We start from the raw sequence: 12,594 nt of genomic DNA, 5'->3' as shown, positions 1-12,594 counted from the left end.
TTGTGAAAAAAACTAACTTGACAGAAAGTAGATCCTTAGAAAAATTCTATGAAAGTGAGGGTGAACTTAAATGAGTAACTTACCTAAAGGAGGAAGTTTTCTCTTTGGTCAAACCAATCCCCAAGATGTTTTCACACCCGAGGATTTCACTTTAGAACACAAAATGATTTATCGGACGGCTGCGGGCTTTGTTACTGATAGTGTGTTGACTAGAATGGATGAGCTGGAAGCCAAAAAAGAAGGCCTGATCAGAGAGCTTCTGGAGGCAGCCGGAGAGTTGGGCCTTAATGGTGCCGATATTTCGGAAGACTATGGCGGCATGGAGATGGATAAAATTAGCACCACGATCATTGCTGAGTGTATGGGGCGGTCTGGGTCCTTTGCCATGACTCAGGGTGGCCAGACAGGTATTGGCAGTATGCCTATCGTAATGTTCGGTAACCATGAACAAAAGAAAAAGTACCTACCAGGAATAGCCACAGGCGAAAAAGTCGGGGCCTATGCTTTGACTGAACCAGGAGCGGGGTCGGACGCTTTGTCTGCAAAAACCAGGGCAGATTTAAGTCCCGATGGTAAATATTACACCTTAAATGGAACCAAACAGTTTATTACCAATGCTGCAATGGCAGATATATTCATAGTTTACGCCAAAATAGATGGGGATAAGTTTTCTGCTTTTATCGTTGATGGAGATTCTGAGGGCCTTTCTAGCGGGGCAGAAGAACACAAAATGGGCATTAAAGGCTCCTCCACCAGGTCTGTCATCCTTGACGATGTAAAAGTGCCAGTGGAAAACCTGTTATTTGAAATCGGCCGAGGGCATGTAGTGGCTTTTAACATCCTGAACTTGGGTCGCTATAAACTAGCAGCAAATTCTGTGGGTAATGCCAAGTTTGCCCTAGAACTGGCCGCTACCTATGCCAATGACCGCAAGCAGTTTGGCACCCCCATTTCGAATTTTGGTTTGATTAAGGAAAAACTGGCTGAAATGGCTATTAAAATTTATGTGACCGAGAGCATGGTCTACCGTACTGGAGGCCTGTTAGAAAACATGATGGACAGTCTGGATACCTCAGGTGATGACGGGGGCCAGGTTGCTGCCAAGGGTATTGAGGAATATGCCCTGGAGTGCTCAATGAATAAGGTTTTTGCCACGGAAGCTCTGGCCTATGCTGTAGACGAAGGGGTACAAATCCATGGAGGGTATGGGTTTAGTGCCGAATATACCATAGAAAGACTTTACCGGGATGCTAGAATTTATCGTATTTTTGAAGGGACGAATGAAATTAACCGTACGATAATCCCCGTAACCCTGCTGCGACGGGCGACTAACGGGAATTTGCCTCTTCAGGAAGCCATCGCAAAGCTTAAGGAAGAAATCGCAGCGGGAAGTTTGGTCAGAGAAGGGGAAGAAGGTTTAGTACAGGCAGCAAAGGATATCTTCCTGCTGACTATGGATACCGGGATTCAGAGGTATGGGAAAGACTTGCCAAAACAGCAAGAAATTATTGGTAGGCTAGCGGATTTAGCTATTCAGGCTTTTGCAATCGAAAGCGCCTGGCTCAGGGCTCAGAAGGCCTTAGCTAATGAGGGCGAGGCCAAGTCAAAACTTAAGCTTAGTATGGCTATGGCCTACATTAATTCGACCGTCGGCCTTTTGGAATATACGGCCAAAGAAACTTTGACAGCCCTTGCTGAGGGTGAGGAATTGCCAAACCTACTGGAAAATCTGCAAAAACTAACCAAGTATACTACCCGAAACACTGTGGCGTTGAGACAGGAGATTGCTGCAGCAATCTCAGGAGAAGGTAAGTATGTGGTGTAGCTAAAGAAGTCTAGGGATAATAGGGTATACCAAACTTGAAATAGGAGTCTTCAGGGGGAGTAGTAGAAAGCATTTACCCCCTTGAAGGCTATATTTAACAGATAGTGCTATATGCCTCCTTTAGTCTGATAATGATTATTATGGTTAATAGTATCTCTATGGCATCTTACGATGGAAGTATACTGCCGGTTTTTTTATCAACGCTCCGTGTCTATAAAAAGGAAGTGCGGAAATTGCATACGTAATTAACTGAACAGTAGAATTATTACTGTTATTAAGGAAGGTTTATTGACTTGAGTTTAAGAGAGTAGTTATTCATGAAGGGACAGGTATTGATAAGAGGAAGAAAAGAGATGAGTGATTTAAGATCACAAACTCGTATAAATGGATCTCGTCGTTTAGACCTTTTTATTAATCATAGGGTTTATAGAATCTAACGACTTAGTTGGTATGGTATACTTGCTACCTTTATGGAGGAAATATTTTTGTCAATCAGTATTCAGAGAGGAGCTTGATTGTGCGTTATGAATCGAACTGAAATTCTGCGTTTACAGCGTGAAAAGGTTTTAACATACTTAGCAGAAGATAAGGATAACCGTGCAAAATGGTTAACGGCACTGATGGACATTGATGATGAAATAGAAGAAATCGAAGAAAAATGTATCTATCATCCGGGTCAGATGAACTGCTTTTCCGAGTAAGGGTAGCCCTGCCGAGGAACAGATCAACGTGGGTATTAGCATTTTAGTGGAAATGAATATCGAAATCGTTCGGAGAATGAGAGCAAAGGGCAAGCTTAATAATAGTGAACTGGCATTGAAGCTCGGAATTAGCAGGCCAATGCTGTCAAAGATGTTAAATTACAAATAGTAGTAAATTGGTTTTTTAAGGCTGTAAGTTTTCTGCAGCCTTTTTTGGTGCGCTTAGTTGGCAGAGCATTATTTTAGACAAAATTTTTTACAAGAGAGGGAAAGGATTTTTACAGTTTATTCGTATTGTGTAGATATATTGTCTTCCGTTAGTTGCACCAAGGGGTGTTGACACACTTGAGTATTCTGGCACAGGAATTGCAAGTATTATAATTAACTGAATAATACAAAATATGAATCTCGTATAAGTCGAAGGAGGCTGTACTCAACGTAGACAATACTTTGATCGCATGAATTGCTGAATTTATCTTAGGAGGATCTAGAATGAACAAAGTTTTAATTACGAGTTTCGCCAGAACGGCCGTTGACGCGTACTGTCGTGGACTAAAGACAGTATCCGTTGAAGAACTTGCCGCACTGGTTGTCAAAGAAGCACTTAATCGGTCTGAATTAAGCAATATGGATATTACGTATCAACGACTGAATGCAAATGGTGGCGGCGTTTCTTTGGGTCATCCCCTAGGCTGCAGTGGTGCAAGGATTACGGGTACCTTAGCCTACGAATTGGAGCTTCGCTAGGGTCATTACGGTATTTCAAGTGCGTGCGTTGGCGGTGGGCAAGAAATTGCGCTGCTGATTGAAAGAGCTTGAAAGAGGCAAGAAGCTTCCAAAGAACATAGGGAAAAAACGAAAAAAGACATAGGAGGTATGAATGATGTCAATTAAGAAAATCGGGGTATTAGGTGCAGGTTCAATGGGTGGGGGAATTGCCCACCTGGCAGCAGTGAGGGGTTTCGAAGTCGTACTCTGTGATGTGGAACAACGTTTTGTGGAAGGGGCAGTTAAGCGTATTGCTGGTTTCATGGACAAGAGCATCGAGAAGAAGAAAATGACGGTCGATGAAAAAGAGGCGGTCTTGAAGCGGATCAGCATCACCACTAATATGGAGGATTTTGCTCCAGTTGATTTGGTAATTGAGGCTATTTTCGAAAATCTTGAAATTAAGAAAAGTGCTTTTGAAAAACTGGATAAGATTTGCGGTCCTGAAACGATTTTTGGTTCTAACACGTCTTCCATGTCAATTACTGCTTTAGCTTCCGCCACCACCCGTCCTGATAAGGTTGTTGGGTTGCATTTCTTTAATCCTCCTCTGATCATGAGGCTGGTAGAAGTCATTCGGGGTTATTACACCAGTGATGAGACTGTGAAGTTGGCATCAGAGGCTGCTCAAGGTATGGGTAAGACTCCTGTAGTGGTTCAGAAAGACACTCCTGGGTTCATCGTCAACCGCATTATGATGCCCCAGTTCCTTGAGGCCATTCGCATTGTGGAAGAAGGAATAGCCACTCCAGAGGATATTGATACAGCCGTTAAACTGGGTCTGAACTATCCAATGGGTCCGTTTGAACTCATGGACTTTACCGGCGTAGAAATCTCGGTGCATGTAGCGGATTATTTATTCAATGAATCAAAAGATATGAAATGGAATTCACCCGAGCCCATTAAAGCCCTTGTACGGGCTGGACGCCTTGGCAAGAAGACCGGTGCAGGGTGGTTTGACTACAAAAAATAGATTTACTAGTAAAAAAAGTTAATAACCAAGTATTCCATGAAATTCAAGAAAGTTGCTGTTCTTGGTGGAGCCGGCACCATGGGAACGGATATACCTAAGCAGCAGCAGCTTTTTGTGAACAAATTGGCAAAAAGAGCATCAAGGCTAAAGAAACCCCTGGCTTTTTGGTGAACTATCTTCAGATTCCGTTGCTAACGTAACGGGGCGGTAGCAGCGTACGAGGCTGGATTATCCTCGACACAGTCTTGGACGTATTCAACGTTATGTACGAAGGGACCGGAGACATGAGGTTTTGGCCGCGTACGCTTCATAAGCGGTTGGTTTAAGCTGGACATCTCGGTCGAAAACAGGGCAAGGCTTCTATACCTACAATCAATAGACATGGGAGGAAGTAAAAATGGCTGAAAATAAGGTTGTTGAACTCACAATTGATGAAAGTGTGGGAATTATTACCATAAATAATCCCCCTGTCAATGCTCTCACCCTTGATGTCAGAGAACAATTGAAGCAAGTTCTACAGGAAGTAGAGGGTAGTCATGAGATCAGGGCCTTGGTGATTACAGGGGCTGGACCAAAGTTTTTTGTTGCAGGTGCAGACATTAAAGATTTTCCTAAACAGATGGAAAGCGGTCCGCGGGAAAATGCTACTATCTATAAAGATATGTTTACCTATCTGGAAGAAACACCTATGCCTGTCATCGCAGCATTGAATGGTCTGGCCCTGGGTGGAGGGTGTGAGTTGGTTTTGGCATGTGATCTCAGAATAGCCGATGAGAAGGTGAAAATCGGTTTGCCCGAAGTGACCCTGGGGCTGATTCCAGGACTGGGTGGCACGCAAAGATTGGCTAGGTTGATCGGGCAGTCTAAAGCAAAAGAACTGCTGTTTACAGGCACAATTATCTCTGCCGAAGAAGCCTTCCGGATTGGTCTGGTAAATCAAGTGGTGCCTCAAGGTACAGCGTTAGAAGAAGCTCTGAAGCTAGCCAAAAAACTAGCCAAGGGAGCCGGCGTGGCCATGGCTTATGCGAAGCATCTCGTAAATAAGGGAACTGAACTTCCTTTGCAGGATGCGATGGAAATGGAAATGCAGCATGTTGAAAAGATCTTCCATACAGAGGATCTTCAGGAGGGTCTTGAAGCATTTATCAATAAACGCCCTGCGGTGTTTAAGAACCGGTAAACATTGGGTAGGGATTTTAGAAGGTACTATTTTAATAACCGGAGTTGGAAACAAAATTAACTAAATTGGAGGTTATTCAAATGTATTCAAAAGCTTATATTCCATATGGTGGTTACTACAGTACACCCTTTGTTCGCTGGCAGGGAAGTTTGCAAAATGAACATTCTGTTGAACTGGCAGCGTCAACTGCCAAAAAATGGTTTGCTACAAAGGGAATTGATCCCAAGATTTTCGAATACCTTGTTTTCGGTAAAACGATTGGACAATTGCATACCTTTTACGATGCCCCTTGGGCAGCGGCTTTAATGGGAGCTCCAGATATTCCTGGCATGCATATTAGTCAAGCATGCTCTACTTCAACGACTGTCTTAAGTCAAGCGGCTTCAGGTCTTGAGAATGGTCTTTACGAAACATCATTTTGCTTGGTAACAGACCGTGCTTCTAATGGTCCATACACACTCTGGCCTAATCCAAAGGGTCCTGGTGGTGAAATGATCAAGGAAAGTTGGATGATGGATAACTTTGCCACAGATCCTTGGGGCGGAGTTGCCATGATTCAGACTGCTGAAAACGTGGTCAAAAAGGCTGGCGGAATTACCAAGGAAGACGTGGATCGGGTTACGGCAAGACGTTACGAACAATATCAGGATGCTTTAGCGAATGAGCGGACGTTCCAAAAACGCTATATGGTCCCAGCGGAATATGCCATAAGCAAAAAGAAAACGGGAAAAGTTGAAATGGATGAAGGCATAACTCCCACAACCCTTGAAACGTTGACTCCATTAAAACCAGTTATTCCGGGTGGGGTACACTCATTTGGTGCTCAAACTCATCCGGCTGATGGCAACTGTGGGCTTATTGTAACAACCAAGGAGAAAGCTCGTGAACTGAGTACTGATAAGAATATTGAAGTTCAGATCCTATCCTATGGTTATGCTCGTGCCGAAAAGGCTCATATGGCGGCAGCAGTAGTGCCGTGCTCAAGAATGGCGCTGGAAAAAGCCGGGATCGGTGTAAAGGACTTAAAGGCTATCAAATCGCACAATCCATTTACGGCCAATGATTTGTACATGGCTAACGAAATGGGTATTGATGTCATGAAGATGAATAATTACGGCTGTTCACTTGTTTACGGGCATCCACAGGGACCTACTGCCGGTCGGGCAATAATGGAAATGATTGAAGAACTGGCTATTCTAGGCGGCGGTTATGGTCTATTCACAGGATGCGCAGCCGGCGACACCGGTGCAGCTCTGGTTATCAAGGTCTCCTAAGAGGCAGTTTCTTAATGATTTCTTGGTCGGAATCGATGTTTCCTTCCGAGTTCTCTATTGGGAACAGGTTAAGGAATCCAAAAAAGTAAGTAGAGATCTGTATTAAGCTGTTCTTATCTAGTGGGCAGATTAAGGCACATAGTTGAGCATATAAAGTCGATGGGCTTTCGGACCAAGCGTAACCTAGTTTATGCTTGGTTCTTTTTCTTAAAATGACGAGGATGTTTTCAGGGGATGTCGAATACTACGATAGACTGGGTGACAAGAGCCGACTTACCGGTGTATATGTTGTCTTTAATGCCGAAAAATTAATGTAATGGGAAGGAAAATCGAATATGTGTTTAATCTTTTTTGCGTATGATTGCCACCCGCGCTACCGCTTGATACTGGCAGCGAATAGGGATGAGTATTACAATCGACCAACTGAACCAGCCCATTTCTGGGCGTCTCATCCTAGGGTTTTAGCAGGCAGAGATTTAGAGATGATGGGGACTTGGATGGGGATTACGAGATCAGGCCGTTTTGCTGCACTTACAAATTTCCGTGACCCGTCTGCACAGATCCTAAATGCTAAATCTCGTGGGATGTTGGTAGGCAATTTCCTCTGTTCTAATGAATCCCCCGACCAGTACATGATTGATGTTGCGAACAATCGCGCTCTGTATAATCCTTTCAATTTATTAGTGGGTGATTTGTCAAGATTTTTGTATTTCAGCAAACAAGCATCGGAAGTGGAGGTGATTGAACCCGGAATATATGGTCTTAGTAATCATTATTTGAATACTCCGTGGCCAAAACTGCGAAAAAGCAAACAAGTTTTAGCGAATTATTTAGAAGATAAGATGATAATTGAACCGCAGGCTCTCTTTGAAATTTTGGGAGATAGGAAACTTGCGCAGGACAGTGAGTTGCCAAATACCGGAATTGCCCAAGAACGAGAAAGAATGTTATCCTCAATTTTCATCCAGGGGAGTGAGTATGGAACCCGATCTTCTACGGTACTTTTAATAGATAAGAATAACCATGTGATTTTTCAGGAGAAAAGTTTCATTTTGGGTCAGGACATTTGTGGCGAGATGAATTATGAGTTTGATATCAGTCACTAAGTGCCATTCAAAATGCCCTTTGAGCTTAAAAGGAGTATGTGAATGACACACTTCTTATGGTAAAAATGATATTAGAAAACACGATAGTTGAAATAAGAATAGATAGTATAGATGATGGGGAAATATTGATTGTTAATATAGTTACAAGTGTGAACTCTCATGGTATAGTTAGTTAAAATGTGAAATGTGTATAAATTCGGAATTCTAAGAAATAAACTATAAAGAAGGACATGACTATGTTAAACCAGACAGAGAAGCCTGTGATCCTTGCAGAGCAGGTTCAAACATCCATCACCAACCTCGAGCCCCTCACACGGAAAGTGTTTCTGTCTCTTACCCCGCCTAGCCCCTTGGATAATCGAGCAGATGTCGATCAAGTTCGGCAAGGACTGGAACGCCTATATGGCTCTGTTATTGTGCCACTGGCCTTAATGTCAAGAATACCTGTAATTTGCCGTAAGGCAGATTGGCAGGTCACTGCTACTCTGGCTGACACAGACCAAGGCTGGAAACTAATAGAGCTAGAACCCAACGATACTACCAAAGAGCATTTAGGATTAGCAATCGACATTGGGACTACAACAGTGGTTGTATATCTTGTCGATCTATTTGATGGCACGGTTCTTGGTCACGCTGCCGATTATAATGATCAAACGACCTTAGGCGAGGACATTTTGAGCCGAATTCTTCATGCTGCTCAACCTGGGGGTTTGGTCCGCTTGCAAAAAGCAGTTTTGGATACCCTTAATCGTTTAATTAGGCGCCTTTACCCGCTACCAATGAAGACAAGTAAGATTACAGCTGCAGCCATAGGGGCAAATACGACCATGATCCACCTTTTGCTAGGCCTGGATCCCGCTTCTATCTGCCGTGCCCCCTATACCCCGATCGTCAATAACCCAGGTCTAATTCCAGCAGGAGAAATTGGGCTGGATATTCATTCTTTAGCACCAGTCTATTGCCTACCAAGCATAGGAAGTTACCTTGGCGGAGACGTCATCGGCGGAATCCTAGTCAGTGGCATGCACCAACAGCCAGATATCTCGTTATTCGTCGATATCGGTACTAATGGAGAGATTGTGATGGGGAACGAAGAATGGCTTGTCGCGTGTGCCGGAGCTGCTGGACCTGCTTTGGAGGGTGGGGTCACAACCTATGGCATGCGTGCTGAACCGGGTGCTGTGGATCATGTGAGCATAGATCCAGAAACAGGTCAGGTGCAGTATTCAACTGTGGGCAATATCCCTGCCCGGGGCATCTGTGGCTCTGGGCTGGTGGACACACTGTCCGAACTCTTTCTCAATGGCCTCATTGACCGGACTGCCCGTTTTCAAAATGGCGTGGAAGTGTTTGTCGTAGTTCCTGGCATAGAATCAGCCTCGGGAGAAGATATTGTTGTTTCACAGGTGGACATTAATAATTTCATGGCCACTAAAGGAGCAGTTAATGCGGCTACCGATCTTTTGATGGAAAATGTAGGATGTGACTGGCAGGAGATGAAGCATTTTTATGCTGCCGGGGCATTTGGTCAATATTTACCGATTGAGTCAGCCATTACTATTGGTCTATATCCGGATCTTCCGCGCTCGGCGATCGTGCGACTGGGTAATAGTTCGGGCGAAGCTGCTCGCCAAGTACTCCTATCCCGCCTAAAGCGGGTGGAAGCGGAGGCTATTGCCGCCAAGGTTACTTATTTTGAGCTAAATGCAAATTCTACGTTCATGGAGAAATTTAGCGGCAGTAAGTTTCTTCCTCACACGGACCTCGATCGTTACCCCAGTGTCAAAAGACGGTTAGAAACTCGTATCTAATCTGTTTTAATGACATCCCACTGTTGGCTCTCGCTTTGATTGACGTTAAAGGGGCGCCTTTTTTTTCTCCAATTGTCGTTAATTATAGAAATTGGCGATTACAACCTTAGGCTGTCAAAAAAATAATTGCAAAAATACTTCTAAATATTGAGACAAATATGAATTGTTTATGTTACTATATATATACACAAAAATGTATTTATTTGTGCTCTAAGGGAGGTGAGAGGAGGGAAGAAGAGAGTTAATAATTCATGCGTAATTATTATTAATTAATACTTATTACTATTATTATTGCAAAAATTAAGGGGGAGAATTAAATGAGTGCACAAGAGGTAAAAGTTAGTTATACTGGTGCAGATCCTACGGCTTTCGGAGTCTTGGGTTTGGCAATGGTATGTTTCGTAGCTTCATCTGCAAAATTAGGATTTACTAATCCTAAAGCTACTGCGTTGATTGTTGTTTGGGCAGCGTTGTTGGGTGGACTTGTTCAGATTATGGCGGCAAGCATTGATTTTAAAAAGGGTAACGTATTTGGCGGCACAGTTCTGGGCGCATATGGTTTTTTCTGGGTGGGAATGGCTTTTTCAATGGGAACAATGAATGGTATGTTTGGCGCGGGTATGCAAGCTGCAGTGGATCCTAAAATGTTGGGAGTAGTCTATATCGGTTATCTTATCTTCTCACTTTTTATCACTATAGCCTCTTTCGAAGTCAACTATCCTTTTATAGGGATGCTACTTCTCATCGATGTCTTATTCTTCTCTCTAGCTGCAGTTTCCTTCAACATGGGTCCAGTGGCTATGTATGCAAAACTAGCAGGTTGGACCGAATTCTTTATTTCACTTCTTGGTTTCTATGCTTCAGGAGCTATATTCTTCAAATTCTTCTACGGTCGTGAAGTATTGCCTCTTGGGAAGCCACTCAATTTTATTAAAAAAGCTGCTCCTGCTCCTGTCCAAGTTCAAGCCCAAAAGCTTAGTAGATAGGGACAATTTAGTTTCGTAGTGAAAAGTTCGAGCATAACTCGAACTTTTTTTTATTCAATTCTGTGACTCCCACTTCTTGTAGATAGGAGTTCTACTTTCCTGTGGGGGGAGAGTCCCTCACCTAAGTCTCTATACTTAGTTTAGCTAGACGAGTTCACTTGCAGAAAAGATTCTGTTAGGGGGTTTCACTTACAAGAGCAGACCAGTTTTTGCCTTTATAAGCGTTGTAGCCGCGTGTATGGGCATAACCGTAGATTTTGCTGCCCAAAATGTCCTCTACAAAGATATATCCGTAGGTTTCTCCTTTCATTGCAAGTCGAGCAGCATTAAGGTGCTTTAAATTGTCCTGAAGAATACCTTTGCGGCTCCGGCAGGCGATGACGTAGCCATCATTGTTGATAATAAAAATGTCCCCATTCTTACCGATGCGAGCTGAATCTATAATGTCATAAATATATTCCCAGTTAAATCGTGTGGAGAAATATCCCAATAACTGACCTTCATCACTACGTATAGGGCATGTGTAAGCTACAGTCTGTGCCTTGCCAACGGTGGAAAGATAAAGGTCGCTTACAGAAATAGCGTTTACAGCCTTGGCATCTTTAAACCAGGCTTTATTTGCCATGTTCTGGCCGATAAGCTCGTGGTGAACACCGGAAGCAACGATTGTGCCTTCTGTATCTAGCACATAAAGGTCAAGGTAAACCTCATAGATGTCAACGAGCTTCTTTAATAGATCATTCGTTACAGAAAAGCGATCAGGAGCAGTTGAGCTAAAACAGTTCTTAACTTTATCGAAACCAGCCCATGCTTGAGCATCACAATTGCGTTCGAAAAGGTTCCGATCAATTTTATCGATCGTGTCATAAGCTACATCAGCTGTTCGTACGGCCATGACTTCGTTTGCTTTGCTCTGAATGTTCTCGATGATTTTGGTGCTTTCCTTGGTTGAAGCTATGCTGCGTGTTGCGAGTTTTTTAATTTCATCTGCTACGACGCTAAATCCTCGGCCCGCTTCGCCTGCTCTGGCTGCTTCAATCGCTGAATTTAAAGACAATAGATTTGTGTGTTGAGCGATTTGCCGGATGGATTCGATAACTTGACCCATTTCTTGATTTGCTTCCTTGAGTTCACTAAGCAGAATAGAAGTATCGATCGTTAGGTTTTCGTGTGACATATAAATACCACCTCCAATAAAAATAGCCTACCCGAAAAAATCAGGTAGGCTTCATTGCCAATTCTACTTTTCTATTATATGACAGAGATAGGAATTTGCAAGGTATTTCTTCTTTGCTCAGCAGGGACTATCGTTTGCAGAAACTGTCGTTTAATTCTGGTACTCTGAGCTAGGGGTGGCAAAGTATAAATTACTAAACGTAAGTACGTCGTTAAATTCGAGAAAGTTATAGTCGCTTTTCCTGGCATTTTCCATAAGTTCAGAAATTGGGGTTGTCGTAAGAATAACATCCTTAGGTTCGAGTAATTGCTTAATTAGGCCGAAGTGCTGTGAGTTGAAGCGAATCGCAATGTGGACTTCGTTTGCCCAGGTGACTTGAAGGACATAGGCATCCTTTTGCTCTGTTGCAAACCAGTTGTAGGTATACCCTGACAGAGCGGACTGATTTATTGCTCTAACTTCCTTGCTGAATTCCTTGACGTAAAGTATAAGCACGTCACGACCATTCTCAAGTTTACCAAAGGCAGATTGTTCGGGTGAATGAGCCTGAGTAAACATCTAACACCTCCTTGGATAGTTGTCCTATTAGATGTTGTTATTATAGTCTATTTGTTTAGCAGAGGGAAGAATTTCGATACACATTTATGAGGTCACTGTAAAAAACACTATTGCAAGGAGAACACGTTAAATCGGAATTGCGTAAGCGAACGTAGACAATAGCGAAAGTAATAATTGGCGAATCTGCCGGAACAAAAAGATGTATTTAGCAATACTATATTGTAAAAATGTACGG

12 protein-coding genes are annotated in these 12,594 nt (G+C 43.1%); 10 read left to right on the top strand and 2 right to left on the bottom strand.

Features of this window, described 5'->3' with window-relative positions; genetic code table 11:
* Positions 1-70 precede the first annotated feature (70 nt).
* From E4K68_RS05585 to E4K68_RS05545, 10 genes are all read left to right on the top strand, one after another.
* Complete coding sequence (locus tag E4K68_RS05585; protein ID WP_135377960.1) at positions 71-1,825, top strand: acyl-CoA dehydrogenase family protein; 1,755 nt, start codon at positions 71-73, stop codon at positions 1,823-1,825.
* Positions 1,826-2,349: 524 nt separating this feature from the next.
* Entirely contained in the window at positions 2,350-2,526 is a 177-nt protein-coding gene (locus E4K68_RS20580) for a hypothetical protein (protein ID WP_199241693.1), read from the top strand.
* A 492-nt stretch (positions 2,527-3,018) separates the two neighbouring features.
* On the top strand, positions 3,019-3,273 hold the full coding sequence (locus E4K68_RS05575; RefSeq protein WP_199241692.1) for a hypothetical protein: 255 nt from the start codon (positions 3,019-3,021) through the stop codon (positions 3,271-3,273).
* A gap of 136 nt (positions 3,274-3,409) precedes the next feature.
* The gene (locus tag E4K68_RS05570; RefSeq protein WP_135378125.1) at positions 3,410-4,267 is read left to right on the top strand and encodes a 3-hydroxyacyl-CoA dehydrogenase family protein; all 858 of its coding nucleotides are present in this window, start codon (positions 3,410-3,412) and stop codon (positions 4,265-4,267) included.
* Between the two features lie 36 nt (positions 4,268-4,303).
* The gene (locus E4K68_RS21360; protein WP_282432963.1) at positions 4,304-4,438 is read left to right on the top strand and encodes a hypothetical protein; all 135 of its coding nucleotides are present in this window, start codon (positions 4,304-4,306) and stop codon (positions 4,436-4,438) included.
* Positions 4,439-4,664: 226 nt separating this feature from the next.
* On the top strand, positions 4,665-5,447 hold the full coding sequence (locus tag E4K68_RS05565; protein ID WP_135377958.1) for an enoyl-CoA hydratase: 783 nt from the start codon (positions 4,665-4,667) through the stop codon (positions 5,445-5,447).
* An 80-nt stretch (positions 5,448-5,527) separates the two neighbouring features.
* Entirely contained in the window at positions 5,528-6,721 is a 1,194-nt protein-coding gene (locus tag E4K68_RS05560; protein ID WP_135377956.1) for a thiolase family protein, read from the top strand.
* Positions 6,722-7,056: 335 nt separating this feature from the next.
* Positions 7,057-7,827 carry an NRDE family protein gene (locus E4K68_RS05555; protein WP_135377954.1) on the top strand — a complete coding sequence of 257 codons (771 nt, stop codon included), beginning with the start codon at positions 7,057-7,059 and terminating at the stop codon, positions 7,825-7,827.
* A 236-nt stretch (positions 7,828-8,063) separates the two neighbouring features.
* Positions 8,064-9,638: an ASKHA domain-containing protein gene (locus E4K68_RS05550; RefSeq protein ID WP_135377952.1), complete on the top strand. Its 1,575-nt coding sequence runs from the start codon at positions 8,064-8,066 to the stop codon at positions 9,636-9,638.
* A 317-nt stretch (positions 9,639-9,955) separates the two neighbouring features.
* The gene (locus tag E4K68_RS05545) at positions 9,956-10,624 is read left to right on the top strand and encodes a GPR1/FUN34/YaaH family transporter (protein WP_135377950.1); all 669 of its coding nucleotides are present in this window, start codon (positions 9,956-9,958) and stop codon (positions 10,622-10,624) included.
* Between the two features lie 175 nt (positions 10,625-10,799).
* Here E4K68_RS05545 and E4K68_RS05540 read toward each other — a convergent pair whose 3' ends face one another.
* On the bottom strand, positions 10,800-11,801 hold the full coding sequence (locus E4K68_RS05540) for a methyl-accepting chemotaxis protein (RefSeq protein WP_135377948.1): 1,002 nt from the start codon (positions 11,799-11,801) through the stop codon (positions 10,800-10,802).
* A 150-nt stretch (positions 11,802-11,951) separates the two neighbouring features.
* Complete coding sequence (locus E4K68_RS05535; RefSeq protein ID WP_135377946.1) at positions 11,952-12,359, bottom strand: hypothetical protein; 408 nt, start codon at positions 12,357-12,359, stop codon at positions 11,952-11,954.
* Positions 12,360-12,594 lie beyond the last annotated feature (235 nt).

Origin of the sequence: Desulfosporosinus sp. Sb-LF (genome assembly GCF_004766055.1) — a bacterium.
In the GTDB taxonomy this organism is placed as follows: Bacteria; Bacillota; Desulfitobacteriia; order Desulfitobacteriales; family Desulfitobacteriaceae; genus Desulfosporosinus.
The sequence above is the reverse complement of the archived record's forward strand: the minus strand, read 5'-3'. Positions and strand labels throughout refer to the sequence as shown.